This window comes from Geobacillus sp. JS12, from assembly GCF_001592395.1.
Lineage (GTDB): Bacteria > Bacillota > Bacilli > Bacillales > Anoxybacillaceae > Geobacillus > Geobacillus zalihae.
In genome coordinates this window covers 1405490-1422514 of sequence record NZ_CP014749.1, presented here as the reverse complement: position 1 = coordinate 1422514, position 17025 = coordinate 1405490, and the positions used below count along the sequence as shown (strand labels likewise).

Genomic DNA, 17025 nt, shown 5'->3' with positions numbered 1-17025 from the left:
AGACGTGATGATTCCCGCCATTCGTCGGGCGGATTACGCTGAAGTCGTGGCCATTGCGAGTGAGAGCGGGAAAGCTAAACAAGCGGCGAAGGAGCTCGGTATTCCGAAAGCGTATGACAGCTATGACCAGCTGCTTGATGACCCGGACGTCGACGCAGTGTACATCCCGCTTCCAAACAGCCTGCACGCTGAATGGACGATCAAAGCGGCGAAGAAGAAAAAGCACGTGCTTTGTGAAAAACCTGCCGCTTTATGCGCAGAAGATGTCCGGCGCATGATTGAGGCGTGCGAGGAAAACGGTGTTTTATTCATGGAAGCGTTCATGTACCAGTTTCATCCGCAGCATGAACGGGTGAAGCAGCTTTTAGCCGATGGGGCGATCGGTGACATCAAGTACATGCGCACCCATTTCTCCTTTTACTTGCAAGACCGGGAAACGAATATCCGCATGAACGATGAGCTTGGCGGAGGAAGCCTGTTCGATGTGGGCTGCTATTGCGTGCACTCGACAAGACACATCCTTGGCGCCGAACCTATTGAACTATTTGTTCAGTCCCATTTTGATCCACACCATTCGGTCGATTTGACGACGAGCGGTTGGATGAGGATGGAAAACGGTGTTCTTGCGCAGTTCACGTGCAGTTTTGATATGCTCTTTCAGAACGAATACGAAGTAGTGGGCACGAAGGGAAAAATCGTTGTCTCGCGGGCGTATCGGCCAGATGTCGATGGCGGTGAGGGCGGATTACGGTCGCAACGGCTGATGGGAACGTACGCGAGGAAACGGTGGCAGGCGACCAATACGCGCTGCAAATCGAGCACTTTTCGCGCTCCATTCTCGAAGGAACGCCGCTGTTGTATTCCCCGGAGCGCATGATCCAACAAGCACGGACGCTTGATGCTTGCCGCACATCGATGAAAACGGGAGCGATCGTGCGGTTATAAAGGGAGGAGAATCGAGATGAACATTACATACGAAAAGTGGTCCGAATGGAATGGAAACGACGTGTTCTTATTCACCTTGACAAACGACCGCGGCATGGGACTGTCGGCGACAAACTACGGATGCATCGTGACGGACATCCGCGTTCCAGACCGGAACGGCAATATCGAAAATGTCGTACTTGGGTTTGATCGGTTTGAACCGTATTTAACCAACGCTCCCTCCCTCTAGAAATGTTGATCTATCAAGGCTTTTCGGCCCCTCAGGGGTGTCCAAAAAATATTTTTCGACAAAATCCCTTACATCCTTTTTCAGTTTTGTGGATATCTTACAGACCTAGGGTGCGCTTCGCGGCCACGGCTGGGGATATTTTCCTTCCGTGGGGGAAGCATATTCGATGCACCCTTTGGATCTCCGCGTCGCTGATGAGGACGAACCCTCCCATGTCTCCGGGCGTCTTCGCGCCAACATTCCCTCGTTCGGTCTCGTCATCAGGCGGAGGCCGGCCAAGCTCCTTTAGGGACTCAAGGTCGAATGGATGAAATCACGCCAGCTTCTCCGGTGTCATCCTGTTGTCCAACGATTCTTCCGTTCGCAGGGGAGGCCTTAGGCCGCCCGTTGCACTTGGGACAAGACGTCCTGCTTCATTCGCTCCGCGTCAAACGCTTGTTTCTTCGTACAAATCGCAAACAGCACATTCAACAGCTTCCGGCACAAGGCGACGATGGACTGCTTTCCGGTCAGCGGGTTGACGGGGCGGGTCGTGTAATATTCATGCAGCTCGCGAAACGCCTCGTTGTGCCGGATCAGCGGAATCACCGCCCGAAACAGCACCGAGCGCAACCGTTTCCGTCCCCGTTTGGAGATGTGCTTTTGCCCTTTGCGCTGGCCGGAGGAGTTCTCCTTGAGCGTCAGGCCCGCCAACTTCACCAATTGGCGCGGGTCCCGATAATGGGCGAAGCTGCCGATCTCCGCCAGCAGATCGATGATCGTGGCGTCTCCCAACCCGTCGATCGTTTTCAACCATTGGTACTCCATCGTCGTTTGAACCAATGCCTTCAACTCGGCGTCCAGTGCAGCGATCTCCGCCTCCAATTGGCGGTATCGGCGGACGAGCGCGGCGATCTCAAACCGGGCCATCGCTGTCCCTTCCGTCACCCCAATCGAGTCCTTCGCGGTGTTGATCAACGCCTGAATTTTGGCCTTCTGCGGGCATTTCATCCCTTCGCTTTGCCGGTACACCTCAAGAAGCTCCTCCACCGTCCGGCCGGCCATATCAGCCGGAAGCGGCGTCCACTCCAACACCGAAAGCGCCGTTTTCCCCAAGTCACGAAACACGGTCCAAAACTCTGGAAAATACCGATCCGTCCAGCGGACGATCGCGTTTTTCACCGCCGTCTGTTCCTTGCGGAGCTTCTCTTTGAGCGTGCTCCCCACGCGCAAATCGGCTTCAATCTCGTGCAGCAGCCGGGGAACGAGGAATCGTCCGTCTTTTGCCAGTCTGGCAATGACCAGGGCGTCTTTGGCGTCGTGTTTCGTCGGCAGGTTGTCATCAAGTTCTTTTGACCGGCACACATGCGCCGGGTTGACCATGACCAACGGGATCCCGTGCTCCTCGAGGAAGTAGGCCAGGTTCAACCAGTAGTGCCCGGTCGGCTCCACGGCGACGATCACCTCTGACTTCCCGAACGCTTGCATCGCCCCCTGAATCGCTTTATACAGCTGTTGAAACCCCTCTTTCGACTGGAAGATCGGGAACGATTTGCGAAGCACGCGCCCCCGGTCATCCACGAAGCAGGCGTAGTGGGTTCGTTTCGCGATATCAATACCCACGACAAGCGTTTGTTCGGTGACTTGATCAATTTTATAGTTTTGTGTACAATTCATCTGAAGTCCTCCTTGGTATGGTGAGTGATGTGGTTGACACCCCTGCATCATACCAAGAGGGCTTTTTTTGATCAAGTCCCCGGAAAAGCTCCTAACGGGAATGCTCCTTCTACACTATTTTTGGCTGCTTTTATCATACAACAAAAACATAGGAGAAGGAGGAATTAGAAAGCCATCATCATGCCTTGCGGGGCTGAACGGTTAGCTGAGGAAATGTTGCGCCGAACGTTGGGCGGCCGGTGACCAAGGGCTATGTTGCTTGTCTTTCCGCGAACAGGGGCAAGCAGTTTGGCGGCAAACCGAGCGACGGAGTGTTATCATAGAGAGGGAGGGGAACGTCACCCGTAACGAGAGAGGCGAATGATGGCGCTGCATGGCAACGGACGGCTTTCGTAAACAAAGGACAAGTGGAAGGATTTTCACGCGCGATGGCGAATGAAACAAATAAACAGGGCATGCGGGACATATACTGAAGGGGAAAATTTCGGCCGCGTGCTTAAAAGAAGGGAAGGGTGAAAAGATGTCAATCGCGGTGCAGAAACAGAAGCTATACATCAACGGCGAATGGCGGGAAGGGAAGTCTTACACTGAACTGAAATCACCGTATTCACGCGAGACGATCGCCGAGATCCCGGCTGCATCGGAAGAAGAAGTTGACGAAGCGATCGCGGCGGCGTACGCCGCGCGGCAAACGATGGCTGCTATGCCTGCTCATGAGCGGGCCGCCATTTTAGAGCGGGTCGTCGAGCAGCTGAAAGCGCGGCAGGAAGAAGCGGCAAGGTTGATCGCACTGGAAGCAGCAAAACCGATCACCACGGCGAAAGGAGAAGTCGCCCGCACGATTCAAACGTACAAATTCGCCGCCGAAGAAGCGAAGCGCATTCACGGGGAAACGCTGCCGCTTGACGCCGCGCCGGGCGGGGAACATCGCATCGCCTTGACGGTCCGCGAGCCGATCGGCGTCATTGGAGCGATTACGCCGTTTAACTTCCCGATGAACTTGGTGGCCCATAAACTTGGCCCGGCCATCGCCTCGGGCAACACCGTTGTGTTGAAGCCAGCCAGCCAAACGCCGCTGTCCGCCTACTTTATTGCCGAACTGTTCGAAAAAGCCGGTTTGCCGAAAGGGGCGCTCAACGTCGTCACGGGAAGCGGCCGCACGGTCGGCGACAAAATCGTCACCGACCCGCGCATCAGCATGATCACCTTCACCGGCAGCCCGGAAGTCGGCATCGCGATCCGCAATAAAGCTGGCTTAAAGCGGGTGACGCTCGAGCTCGGCTCGAACTCGGCCGTGATCGTCGACGAGCAGGTCGATCTTGACCGCATCATCCCGCGCTGCGTGTTCGGCGCGTTCACGTTCCAAGGACAGGTGTGCATTTCACTCCAGCGCATTTACGTGCATGAGAATCGTTATGACGAGTTCGTCGAAAAATTTGTCGCCGCCGCGAAACAGTTGAAAACAGGCGACCCGTTGGATCCAACCACCGATGTATCCGCCTTGATTACGCCAAACGATGTCGACCGGGCGCTCTCTTGGATCGAAGAGGCGAAACAAGGCGGCGCAAACGTCGTCCTCGGCGGCGAGCGCGACGGCAATATCTTGCTTCCGACGGTCATTGTGGACGCCGAACCGACGATGAAAGTGTCTTGCCAAGAAGTGTTCGCCCCGATCGTCTTGATCAACCGCGTCCGTTCGATCGATGAAGCCATTGAACTGGTCAATGACTCGCGCTACGGCTTGCAGGCGGGCATCTACACCGACAACGTCCATACCGCGTGGAAAGCGGCGAAACAACTGCACGTTGGCGGCGTGTTGATTAACGACATCCCGACGTTCCGCGTCGACCATATGCCGTACGGCGGCGTGAAAGAAAGCGGGTTTGGCCGTGAAGGCATTCGTTATGCGATTGAAGAAATGACGGAGTTGAAGTTGATTATTTTTAACGAAAACTAAAATTATAGATGGAAAAAGTTAGGGTAAATGAGGATTCCGATTGGAGATGGGTTGTTTCCTTTGTTTGCGTGGCTTCTGCCGTTTGTGCTGTTTGTGGCAGTTAATATGGATCGCCTTCTCCATCGGGAGTATGGGGTGCCGGCTCGAACGGATCGAGCGGCTGCTTGCTGCTTTAGGCGAGGAGAAAGGACGGCTGTAAAGAAAGCAGGCAAACATACACGGTAAAATGCAATGAAAGGGAGGGTGCCTTGACTGCGGGCACCCAGTTTTTCATGCACAAAAAAGGAATTTTGCCCTCCGATCGGGAAATGAATAAATGAATGATGATTCAGAGGGGGAGAACGATGGAAACAGTTGTTTTGACATTTGACCAAAACAAAGCAATACTGGAACTCAATCGCCCGCAGGCGCTCAATGCGATGGATGTACAAATGTTGCATGAGCTCGTCGACGCGCTGCGGAAAATCAAGGAAAGCGACGCTTCCGTTGTCGTCATTCGCGGCAGAGGAAGAGGATTTTCGGCTGGGGGCGACATTAAGACGATGCTCGCTGTCGATGATCCAAACCAGTTTCAGACGGTGATGAATACGATTCGGGAGATGATCATGCTCTTGTATACGATGCCGAAAATCACCGTTTCCCTCATCCATGGCCCAGCGGCTGGCCTTGGATTCAGCTTCGCCTTGGCAAGCGATTATCTTATCGCCACGAAAGAAGCGCGCCTGGCGATGAATTTCATCGGCATCGGCCTCATCCCTGATGGCGGCGGGCATTTCTTCCTGGCGCAGCGGGTCGGCAAGGCGAAAGCGAAACACATCATCTGGGAAGGAAAACCGATGAGCGCGGACGAAGCGCAGCAGCTTGGGCTCGTTGACTTCGTTGTCGAAAACGAGGAGCAGGCCGAACCATTCATCGCTTCCTTGCAGGAAAAACCGCTCCAAGCCATGATCGCCACGAAATTGCTGTATGTCGAACAAACAAAAGAGGAGTTGCTTCGCGTGCTCGAACTTGAAACCGACGCCCAACAGCGCATGCGGCAAACCGAAGACCACCGCGAAGGCGTCCGCGCCTTTTTAGAAAAACGGAAGCCGGTGTTTGGGGGAGGTAGGGAAAAAGTGACGGCTTCTGCCGCCGAAAAGCTCGGGTGGGAGTAGTTTTAAAGAAGGAATAGGAAAATATTGTGTTTTCGGCCGTGTGCTTCTGGTCGACTTTTCACAGTCATCCTTGTGTTGCTTAGAGTACTTAGAACAAATCCAACCCGATGTCGTCATGTCTCTCGGCCTCGCCGCCGAGCGTACAAAAATCACCTCAGAACGAGTGGCGATCAATTGTCAAGACGGAGGGCCGGATAATCGCGGCATGCGGGTGCAAGATGAGCTGATTGTCGAAGAGGGCCTGGGGCCTATTTCTCGGCCTTGCTTTGCTGATCCGCCGACTTGTCAACGTCTTGAATGAGCGGGGTTATCCTGCGCAAATCTCTAATACAGCGGGAACGTATTTGTGCAACCATGTCATGTATTCTGTCTTTCATAAAGTAAGTACTGAAAATTTATCCGTGCAGGCTGGCTTTGTCCACCTTCCCGCCTCGCACGAACTTGCTGTTCAGCGGCCGACTTTCCCGAGTTGGTCGTACAAGGATTTGCGGGATGCGGTGATGTCGATGATTGAAGAGTTAGAGTAGTTCGTTGTTTGTCTCCGTCCCTTTTTCATTAGGGGAGTTCTCTCTAATCCCCGATGAAGAAGGGATTTTTTGTGCAAAAAAGCCCCTAATTATTTTAGCTAATTCCTTTGATACATTTTAGAAGAAAGTAAGAGAATAGGGTTGTCCTGCTGTCTAATCCAGTGAATTTTGTGGATGAAATGTTGTTGAAATTGGAGAAATAGATACGGACAAATAAAAACTGCTATAATAAAATTAATTTGTATCTCATTATTTTATCGTTGAGGTGGACTATGAAGGAGAAAACGCTGCCGAAATATCTGCAATTGAAGCAAGAAATTTTATCTTGGATCATTTCCGGACAAATGAAGCCGGATGAGAAAATTCCGACCGAGCATGAGATCGCCAACCAGTTTCAACTAAGCCGACATACCGTTCGGCAGGCGCTGGGGAACTTGAGAAGGAAGGATGGCTGTACAAAATCCAAGGGAGCGGCACATTTGTGTCCCGACCGAAGCCGAAAGAACAGGTGGATACGAAAACGATCGGAATCGTGACGACTTATATTTCCGATTATATTTTTCCCCATATCGTACGCGGAGCGGAGGAGACGCTGCGGGAAAAAGGATACCGTCTTTTGCTTGCCAGCACGAATAACGACAAACAGAGAGAGAAAGAGCAGCTTGAGGAGATGATCCGGGAGCCGTTGAGCGGACTGATCATCGAGCCGACTAAAAGCGCGCAAGGGAATCCGAACCTTGGCTATTACTTGTCGCTCAACAACCTTCACATCCCGTATGTCATGATTAACGCCCGTTATTTGGAAGTGAGCTGTCCATGCGTGAAAATGGACGATGAGCAGGGAGGATTTTTATTGACTGATCATCTCATTCGTTTAGGGCATCGCCGAATTGCCGGTTTCTTTAAAACTGACGATTTGCAAGGGGTGGATCGTTTGCGCGGCTTTATTCGCGCCCATCAGCAACACGAGGTGCCTGTGGCCACGGAGTATCTTCTTTCCTACGCAACAGAGGAGAAATGGACAAAGCCGCTTGAGGTGGCGCGGGAGTTTTTGCAGCGGCCGAAAGAGGAGCGCCCGACAGCCTTTGTGTGCTACAACGATGAGCTGGCGATTTTGCTTCTTGAAGTCATTCGCCAACAAGGGCTGTCAGTTCCCGATGATCTTTCGATTGTAGGGTTTGATGACTCGACGTTTGCGACAGCGACGGAGGTGAAATTGACGACGATTCGTCATCCAAAAACAGAAATGGGCGTTCAAGCGGCTGAGATGCTCATTCAAATGATCGAACAACGATCAGTCGATAAAATTGGCGATATCATTTATCGACCAGAGCTAATTGTCCGTAACTCAACAAAGGAAATTTAAAAAATGTACGAGGCATCAAAAAAGTTATAGAAAAATTGTACGTACAATAATATAATGGAGGTGAGGAGTTTTTTTATAGAGGGAGTGGAGGCTGATGCTTGAGGAATTGAAACGAGCCGTATTAGAGGCCAACCTGCAGCTCCCGCAATACCGCCTCGTGACGTTTACGTGGGGAAATGTGAGCGGGATTGATCGGGAGCGCGGGTTGGTTGTCATTAAGCCAAGCGGGGTGGCGTATGACAAGTTGACCATTGATGATATGGTGGTCGTGGATTTAACTGGAAATGTGGTGGAAGGGGACTTAAAACCGTCGTCGGACACCCCTACCCATCTTTGGTTGTATAAGCAATTTCCGGGGATCGGAGGAATTGTTCATACCCATTCGACTTGGGCGACTGTTTGGGCGCAGGCCGGAAAAGGAATTCCGGCATTAGGAACGACACACGCAGACTATTTCTATGGGGAAATTCCGTGCACCCGGCCGATGACCAATGAAGAAATTCAAGGAGCCTATGAACTAGAAACTGGAAAGGTCATTACGGAAACGTTCCGCTTTCTCGACCCGTTGCAAATGCCAGGTGTTTTGGTGCACGGCCATGGCCCGTTTGCTTGGGGGAAAGATCCAGCGAACGCGGTTCATAATGCCGTTGTCTTGGAAGAAGTGGCGAAAATGGCGGCAAGAACATTCATGCTCAATCCAGATGCAAAGCCGATCAGCCAAACGCTGCTTGATCGCCATTATTTGCGCAAGCATGGTGCAAACGCTTACTATGGGCAGTAAAGGGAGGGAGACCGAGATGGGGAAAAAGTACGTCATTGGCATTGACTATGGCACCGAATCGGGACGAGCTGTTCTCGTTGATCTAGAAGGAAACGAAATTGCGGACCATGTCACTCCGTATCCTCACGGAGTCATTGATGAAGTCCTGCCGGAATCGAACGTACAACTCGAGCCAGACTGGGCGCTGCAACACCCTGGTGATTATATCGAAGTGTTGGCGACTGCAGTCCCGGCCGTTTTGCAAAAGTCTGGAGTGAGTCCGTCTGATGTCATCGGGGTGGGGATCGATTTCACGGCTTGCACGATGCTGCCGGTTGATGCTTCTGGCGAGCCGCTTTGTCTAAAGCCAGAATTCAAGAGCCGTCCGCACAGTTGGGTGAAATTGTGGAAGCACCATGCCGCTCAGGATGAGGCGAACTTGCTCAATGAAATTGCGGCCAAACGAGGCGAAGCATTTTTGCCGAGATACGGCGGAAAAATTTCATCCGAATGGATGATTGCGAAAATTTGGCAGATTTTAAACGAAGACCCGGAGATTTATGAGCAAACTGACCTTTTTCTGGAGGCGACTGACTGGGTCATTTTCAAAATGACTGGGAATATCGTCCGCAACAGCTGCACGGCGGGCTATAAGTCGATTTGGCATAAACAAGACGGCTATCCAAGCAAGGAGTTTTTCCGGGCGCTCGATCCGCGGCTGGAACACTTGACAGACACGAAACTGCGCGGCCCGATCGTTCCGCTTGGTACGAGAGCAGGCGTGCTGACGAACGAAATGGCCGCTATGATGGGCCTCCTTCCGGGAACAGCTGTCGCCGTCGGAAATGTCGATGCCCATGCGGCCGTACCAGGCGTCGGAGTCGTCGAGCCAGGCAAACTGGTGATGGCGATGGGAACCTCGATTTGCCATATGCTGCTGGGCACAGAAGAAAAATACGTCGAAGGCATGTGCGGCGTTGTGGAAGACGGCATCATTCCCGGATATTTCGGTTACGAAGCCGGCCAGTCGGCGGTGGGGACATTTTTGCTTGGTATGTCGAACAAGGCGTTCCGGCTTATGTGAAAGAAGCGGCAGAAAAAGAAGGAGTCAGCGTTCATGAGTGGCTGGAAAAACGAGCTGCTGCCTACCGACCGGGAGAAACTGGTTTGCTTGCGTTGGACTGGTGGAACGGCAACCGCTCCGTGTTGGTCGATACCGATTTAACAGGGCTCATCATTGGCTATACGTTGCTAACGAAACCAGAAGAGATTTACCGTGCGCTGCTTGAAGCAACGGCCTTTGGCACGCGCAAAATTATTGATGCGTTTGTTGAAAACGGTGTCAACGTTGACGAGTTGTACGCGTGCGGCGGGTTGCCGCAAAAAAATAAGCTGCTCATGCAAATTTACGCCGATGTGACCAACCGCGAGATCAAAATCGCGGCGTCGAAGCAAACCCCGGCAGTGGGGGCTGCCATGTTCGCGGCGGTGGCGGCCGGCAAAGAAAACGGTGGATATGAGTCGATCGTTGAAGCAGCACAAAAGATGGGGAAAGTACGTGAAGAGACGTTCAAACCGATTCCGGAGAATGTCGCGATGTACGAGCAGTTGTACCAAGAATATACGAAGTTGCATGACTACTTCGGCCGCGGGGAAAACGATGTGATGAAACGGCTCAAACATTGGAAAGAGACCGCGCGGGCGGCGAAAGAATCTATGACTTTATCGTGAATGGGGAGAGGCAATCATGTTATCATTACGTCCTTATGAATTTTGGTTTGTAACGGGAAGCCAGCACTTGTACGGAGAAGAAGCATTAAAGCAAGTTGAAGAGCATTCAATGATGATTGTCAATGAGCTGAATCAAGATTCAGTGTTCCCGTTCCCACTTGTTTTCAAATCAGTTGTCACAACGCCAGAGGAAATTCGGCGCGTTTGCCTTGAGGCGAATGCGAGCGAACAATGCGCTGGGGTCATCACTTGGATGCATACATTCTCGCCAGCGAAGATGTGGATTGGCGGCCTTTTGGAGCTGCGAAAACCGTTATTGCATCTTCACACTCAATTTAACCGTGATATTCCGTGGGACAGCATCGACATGGACTTTATGAACTTAAACCAATCGGCTCACGGTGACCGGGAATACGGATTTATCGGTGCGAGAATGGGAGTTGCCCGAAAAGTGGTCGTTGGTCATTGGGAAGACCCAGAAGTCCGCGAGCGGCTGGCGAAATGGATGCGGACGGCTGTGGCCTTTGTTGAAAGCCGTAACCTAAAAGTCGCCCGTTTCGGCGATAACATGCGCGAAGTGGCGGTAACGGAAGGGAACAAAGTCGGAGCGCAAATTCAATTCGGCTGGTCGGTCAACGGTTATGGCATCGGGGATTTGGTGCAATACATCCACGATGTTTCCGAACAAAAAGTGAACGAGTTGCTCGATGAATACGAGGAGCTGTATGACATTGTACCCGCTGGCCGTCAAGAAGGGCCGATCCGCGAGTCGATCCGCGAACAGGCGCGGATTGAGCTTGGGTTAAAAGCCTTTTTGCAGGATGGGAACTTTACCGCTTTCACGACGACGTTTGAGGATTTGCATGGGATGAAGCAGCTCCCGGGACTCGCCGTTCAGCGACTCATGGCGGAAGGCTACGGCTTTGGCGGCGAAGGCGACTGGAAAACAGCCGCACTCGTCCGGTTGATGAAAGTCATGGCCGACGGCAAAGGGACGTCGTTTATGGAAGACTACACGTACCACTTTGAGCCTGGCAACGAACTGATTCTCGGCGCCCATATGCTCGAAGTATGCCCGACCATCGCGGCAACCAAACCAAGAATCGAAGTTCATCCGCTTTCCATCGGAGGAAAAGAAGATCCGGCCCGTCTTGTGTTTGACGGCGGCGAGGGTGCGGCGGTCAACGCGTCATTGATCGACTTAGGGCACCGTTTCCGCCTGATCGTCAATGAAGTCGATGCGGTAAAACCGGAACATAACATGCCGAAACTGCCAGTCGCCCGCATTTTATGGAAGCCTCGCCCGTCGCTTCGCGACTCCGCTGAAGCATGGATTTTAGCTGGCGGCGCCCACCATACGTGCTTCTCGTTTGCGGTCACAACGGAACAGTTGCAAGACTTTGCGGAAATGGCTGGCATTGAATGCGTCGTGATCAATGAACATACGTCTGTCTCATCGTTCAAAAATGAATTGAGATGGAATGAAGTGTTTTGGAGGGGACGATAGATTTCATGTGTAGATCCGGAATATGACGCGGCATCGGGGACATGGGCTGACTTGAGGGGAGGGCTCATGTCCTCTTATTCTAATAAGGATGTGCAGAGAGGAGATGCAAGTATGCATCACTATCAGTGGGCAAAAACTCCGCCAATGGGATGGAATAGCTGGGATTGTTACGGGGCGTCAGTTACGGAAGATGAAGTAAAAGGGAATGCGGAATATATGACAAAATACTTAAAACCATTTGGATGGGAATATGTTGTGGTCGATATTCAGTGGTATGAACCCGGCGCCAATTTATCGATTTACCGTCCGTTTGTCCCATTAGAAATGGATGAATATTCACGTTTAATGCCGGCGGTAAATCGATTTCCATCAGCCAAGGGAGGAAAGGGATTTAAACCATTGGCCGATTACATCCACAATCTTGGATTAAAGTTTGGCATCCATATTATGCGGGGAATTCCACGTCAAGCTGTTCATCAAAATACGCCAATTTTGGGGACAAATGTAGGTGCACGCGATATTGCGGATACGAACTCAATTTGTCCTTGGAACACTGATATGTATGGAGTAGACCATCGAAAAGAAGGAGCTCAGGCTTATTACGATTCCTTATTTCAGCTTTATGCGCAATGGGGAGTCGATTTTGTAAAAGTCGATGATATTGCTGCATCAAAACTTTATGGTACCCATACGGAAGAAATCAAAATGATTCGTAAGGCAATTGATCGCTGCGGACGCCCTATGGTTCTTAGCCTGTCGCCTGGACCAGCTCCACTTGATCATGCTACGTTGTTTGTGGAAAATGCGAATATGTGGCGAATGACTGATGATTTCTGGGATCGATGGGAATTGCTTTATGATATGTTTGAGCGATGCTATAAATGGTGCAAGCTTGTTGGTCCAGGGCATTGGCCCGATGCGGATATGCTGCCATTAGGTCATATTGGCATTCGTTCGGTAGATGGCGGTGGTACCGACCGTATGACCCGATTTACCAAAGATGAACAGCGTACGATGATGACGTTATGGATAATTTTTCGATCTCCGCTGATGTTTGGCGGTGAATTAAGAGATAATGACGAGTGGACGCTTTCTCTTTTAACAAATGAAGAAGTATTACACGTTCATCAAAATGGCTACGGAGCACGGCAAGTATATCGGGAGAATGATCATGTCGTTTGGACTTCACAGGATGCTGAAGGAAATCAATTTGTCGCCATGTTTAACATTAGTGAAAAACGATCAGTTGTTTCTGTTTCTTTAAATGATCTAGGATGTATGGAACCTATGAAGGCTAGGGATTTGTGGGCCAAAGAGGATCTAGGATTAGTTAAACATCAACTGGCATTTGAATTAGGTCCCCATCAGTCGATATTGGTGAAATTATCCCCAGCTGTAGGGAAGGGGTTATAGACTTTGTTTTTTTTGATTCTTAAAGAATTGAGAAACTATGGCATGTTCCATCTCAGCAATGGTTTTGGGCTTAAAACAATATGTTATAAAGTTCTGAAAATAATCCAAATTAAAAGGAGACTAAGCAAATGGTTCATTTCCACCCCTTTGGCAATGTTAACTTTTACGAAATGGATTGGAGTCTTAAGGGAGATTTATGGGCTCATGATCCAGTCATTGCAAAAGAGAGAAGTCGATGGTATGTTTTTCACACCGGGAGGGGCATTCAAATCAAAACATCTGAAGATGGGGTTCATTGGGAGAATATGGACCGGGTATTTCCATCGTTGCCGGATTGGTGCAAGCAGTATGTTCCAGAAAAAGACGAAGATCATTTATGGGCGCCCGATATATGTTTTTATAACGGAATTTACTATCTGTATTATTCAGTCTCTACCTTTGGAAAAAACACATCGGTGATTGGATTGGCGACCAATCGGACCCTTGACCCGCGAAATCCTGACTATGAATGGAAAGACATGGGTCCCGTTATTCATTCAACGGCTTCCGATAACTATAATGCGATAGATCCGAATGTAGTTTTTGATCAGGAAGGGCAACCTTGGTTAAGTTTCGGTTCTTTTTGGTCGGGAATTCAGTTGATTCAGCTCGACACTGAAACAATGAAACCTGCCGCGCAGGCCGAGTTGCTGACGATTGCCAGCAGGGGTGAGGAGCCTAATGCGATCGAAGCCCCTTTTATCGTGTGCCGGAACGGATATTATTATTTGTTTGTATCATTTGATTTTTGCTGCCGCGGTATTGAAAGCACGTATAAAATCGCCGTTGGTAGGTCAAAGGACATTACAGGGCCATACGTAGACAAAAATGGTGTATCGATGATGCAGGGAGGCGGCACGATTCTTGACGCAGGGAACGACCGTTGGATAGGACCAGGGCATTGCGCCGTTTATTTCTCGGGGGCTTCCGCCATTCTTGTGAACCATGCGTACGACGCTCTCAAAAACGGAGAGCCAACGTTGCAAATCCGGCCTTTGTATTGGGATGATGAAGGGTGGCCGTATTTGTCAGTTTGAAGGCAGAGAAAATATGTGAGAGAGGATTTGATTCCATTCAAAAAAACAACCGGTATTTAAAGGGATTTATGAAAGAATACATTTTATGAACGGATGGGATCAAAGAACGTAATAATATGTACGAACAAATTAAGTAGAATAAGGTGAAATTTTAGAAAAATTCATTGACATGTACGAACAATTAGATTAATATGTAATTGAATAAAGAATACGCTTACATATTTAGGAGGGGGCTCATTATTTTAAGAAATATGAAGGTGTTTTGTTCGCACATTTGGATTGGCGTGAAGTATGGCTGCAAATGAGTATGACGAAGGGGGATTTGGATGATGAGGACGAAAAAAATGAAAACGCTTTTTCTTGCTCTAGCGTTTGCCGTGATTTCTGCTTTAGTAGGGTGTTCGGACAAAAACGCATCTGTCGGCAATGGCAATGGGGAAAAAATAGAACTGACGTTTATGTTTAGGGGACAGCCCCAAGAGCAAACAGCTTATAAGAACGTAGTGAAAAAATTCGAAGAAAAACATCCGAATGTAAAAGTAAATATTGTTGTTACGTCGCCAGATCAATATGCTACGAAACTACGGGCTGCGATCGCGGGAAGAAAAATACCTGATGTGTTTTATTTCAACCCCGGAGAACTTCGCGCTTATGTGAATTCCAATGTACTATTAGACATCACAAAATATGTAGAAAACTCAAAAGGTGTTAATCTCCAAGATATTTGGGAAAAAGGGGTAAATAAATATCGATTTGATGGAGAAAAGGTCGGTCAGGGAAATCTTTATGGGCTGCCGAAAGATTTAGGACCGTTTGCACTCGGGTACAATAAAACAATGTTTGAAAAAGCAGGGATTCCTCTTCCAGATAAAGATAAACCATATACATGGCAAGAATTTATTGATGTTTGTAAGAAACTAACCAAAGACACGAATGGCGATGGGAAACTCGACCAATGGGGAACAGGTTTAAATGCCACATGGACGTTGCAAGCGTTTGTTTGGAGCAATGGTGCCGATTGGATTGATGAAAGCAAAACGAAAGTTACCGTTGACGATCCGAAATTTATAGAAGCCCTCCAATTCTTTGCTGACATGCAGAATAAATATAAGGTCACCCCATCGATTGCGGAGGCGCAGACATTGGATACGTATCAACGCTGGTTGAGAGGGCAACTTGGCTTTTTCCCTGTAGGTCCTTGGGATTTAGCTGCTTTTGACCAACAAATCAAATTTGAGTATGATTTGATTCCATGGCCTGCAGGTTCGACTGGCAAACCGGCTACTTGGGTTGGGTCGCTTGGAATCGGGGTGTCAAGCATGACCAAGCATCCAAAAGAGGCAGTAGAGTTAGCATTATATTTGTCCGCTGATCCAGAGGGACAGAAAGCGCTTGTTGACCAGCGTGTACAGTTGCCGAACTCTGTGAAAGTAGCTGAAGAGTGGGCAAAAGATCCTTCCATTAAGCCGGCAAACAAGCAGGAATTTTTGGATATCATTAATGATTATGGGCGTTCATTTCCGACAGAATATACGTACAACGGTGAATGGTACGACGAGTTTTATCGCAATCTGCAACCAGTTTTAGATGGAAAAATGTCCGCTGAAGAGTACGTAAAGAAAGCAAAGCCGAAAATGCAAAAGCTGTTGGATCAGGCAATCGAACAAGAAAAACAAGCAAGCAAAAAATGACAATTGTTCAAGAGAAAACAGGTGAATACCGGTGTTGTGCCAATAACACCGGTATTTGTTTATTAGCCTGCGGATGAAATACTCTTATGATATTGAAAGAGGGGAGAGGCGTGAAGCGGAGAAGAAGCCACCAATCGTCCTTGTATCGAAAGGAAAAAATTTATGCATACTTGTTTATTTCCGCTCCGGTGATAGGATTCCTTGTTTTTACTTTTGTTCCATCTCTCTACTCTTTATATGGGGCATTTACCGATTGGAACGGGCTTGGGCAAATGAATTTTATAGGGCTGGACAATTTTAAAGCCTTGTTTAAAGATGAATATTTTTACAAAGCTATGTATAACACGATTTTTATGATGATTGGCATCCCTATCGGTGTGGTGCTGTCTCTTCTGCTGGCCTTGGCACTGAATAGAGGGGTTCCTGGAACCAATGTCTTTCGCGTGATTTATTATATTCCTGTTATTTCTTCAATTGCTGCGATATCCATATTGTGGCAATGGGCGTATAATGGGGATTATGGATTAGTTAATCAGTTTTTAGGTTTTTTTGGCATCAAAGGGCCTAACTGGCTTCAGAATGTTCACACTGTCAAACCTGCGTTAATTATTATGGCCGTTTGGAAAGGATTAGGGTATACTATGTTGCTTTATTTGGCTGCTTTGCAAAGCGTGCCAAAAACGTTTTATGAAGCGGCAAAGCTGGATGGGGCTAACGCGTTGCAATCTTTTTGGTATATTACGCTGCCGATGGTGAAGCCCGTAACCTTCTTTATTATTGTCACCTCAGTAATTGGTGGGGCGCAAATTTTTACGGAAATTGACGTGATGACGCCAAACGGAGGACCGGAGTTTAGCTCGGCCTCGATTGTTTGGTATATTTGGCAAAAAGCGTTTGGGAATTTCCAATTAGGATATGCATCCGCTATGGCTGTAATCCTCGGAATCTTTATATTTATCGTCACGTATATTCAATTCCGGTTGAATGAGCGGTCAAGATTTGATATGGATTAA

Annotated in this window: 11 protein-coding genes and 4 pseudogenes; 14 read left to right on the top strand and 1 reads right to left on the bottom strand. The window is 49.2% G+C overall.

From position 1 onward, the window contains the following. The first annotated feature begins 7 nt into the window (after positions 1 to 7). Both A0V43_RS18815 and A0V43_RS06955 read left to right on the top strand, forming a co-directional pair. Positions 8 to 945: pseudogene (locus tag A0V43_RS18815) on the top strand (Gfo/Idh/MocA family protein). 16 nt (positions 946 to 961) lie between these two features. After that, positions 962 to 1165 (top strand): annotated as a pseudogene (locus tag A0V43_RS06955) (aldose epimerase family protein); the annotation flags it as partial. 384 nt (positions 1166 to 1549) lie between these two features. Here the strand turns inward: A0V43_RS06955 and A0V43_RS06950 are convergent. After that, positions 1550 to 2830 (bottom strand): IS110 family RNA-guided transposase, encoded by a 1281-nt coding sequence (locus A0V43_RS06950; protein WP_063192722.1) that lies wholly within the window; start codon positions 2828 to 2830, stop codon positions 1550 to 1552. A 520-nt stretch (positions 2831 to 3350) separates the two neighbouring features. Here A0V43_RS06950 and A0V43_RS06945 point away from each other — a divergent pair. From A0V43_RS06945 to A0V43_RS06900, 12 genes and pseudogenes are all read left to right on the top strand, one after another. Next, a complete protein-coding gene (locus tag A0V43_RS06945) occupies positions 3351 to 4787 on the top strand; it encodes an aldehyde dehydrogenase family protein (RefSeq protein ID WP_063192721.1) in 1437 nt (478 codons plus the stop codon). 344 nt (positions 4788 to 5131) lie between these two features. Next, positions 5132 to 5941: an enoyl-CoA hydratase gene (locus A0V43_RS06940; RefSeq protein WP_063192720.1), complete on the top strand. Its 810-nt coding sequence runs from the start codon at positions 5132 to 5134 to the stop codon at positions 5939 to 5941. 40 nt (positions 5942 to 5981) lie between these two features. Beyond that, positions 5982 to 6242, top strand: a complete 261-nt coding sequence (locus A0V43_RS20715; RefSeq protein WP_250637092.1) for a pyroglutamyl-peptidase I family protein — start codon at positions 5982 to 5984, stop codon at positions 6240 to 6242. After that, complete coding sequence (locus A0V43_RS20365) at positions 6169 to 6468, top strand: pyroglutamyl-peptidase I family protein (RefSeq protein ID WP_236930979.1); 300 nt, start codon at positions 6169 to 6171, stop codon at positions 6466 to 6468. Before A0V43_RS20715 ends, A0V43_RS20365 begins: the two co-directional genes overlap by 74 nt. A gap of 272 nt (positions 6469 to 6740) precedes the next feature. Then, positions 6741 to 7834: pseudogene (locus A0V43_RS06935) on the top strand (GntR family transcriptional regulator). A gap of 94 nt (positions 7835 to 7928) precedes the next feature. Then, on the top strand, positions 7929 to 8615 hold the full coding sequence (gene araD / locus A0V43_RS06930; RefSeq protein ID WP_063192719.1) for an L-ribulose-5-phosphate 4-epimerase: 687 nt from the start codon (positions 7929 to 7931) through the stop codon (positions 8613 to 8615). 16 nt (positions 8616 to 8631) lie between these two features. Beyond that, positions 8632 to 10325 (top strand): annotated as a pseudogene (locus A0V43_RS06925) (ribulokinase). 16 nt (positions 10326 to 10341) lie between these two features. Next, the gene (araA, locus tag A0V43_RS06920; RefSeq protein ID WP_063192718.1) at positions 10342 to 11832 is read left to right on the top strand and encodes an L-arabinose isomerase; all 1491 of its coding nucleotides are present in this window, start codon (positions 10342 to 10344) and stop codon (positions 11830 to 11832) included. Positions 11833 to 11943: 111 nt separating this feature from the next. Next, positions 11944 to 13245 (top strand): glycoside hydrolase family 27 protein, encoded by a 1302-nt coding sequence (locus A0V43_RS06915; RefSeq protein WP_063192717.1) that lies wholly within the window; start codon positions 11944 to 11946, stop codon positions 13243 to 13245. Positions 13246 to 13373: 128 nt separating this feature from the next. Then, positions 13374 to 14321: an arabinan endo-1,5-alpha-L-arabinosidase gene (locus A0V43_RS06910; protein WP_063192716.1), complete on the top strand. Its 948-nt coding sequence runs from the start codon at positions 13374 to 13376 to the stop codon at positions 14319 to 14321. A gap of 329 nt (positions 14322 to 14650) precedes the next feature. Further along, entirely contained in the window at positions 14651 to 16012 is a 1362-nt protein-coding gene (locus A0V43_RS06905; RefSeq protein ID WP_013523908.1) for an ABC transporter substrate-binding protein, read from the top strand. 110 nt (positions 16013 to 16122) lie between these two features. Continuing rightward, positions 16123 to 17025, top strand: a complete 903-nt coding sequence (locus A0V43_RS06900; protein WP_013523907.1) for a carbohydrate ABC transporter permease — start codon at positions 16123 to 16125, stop codon at positions 17023 to 17025.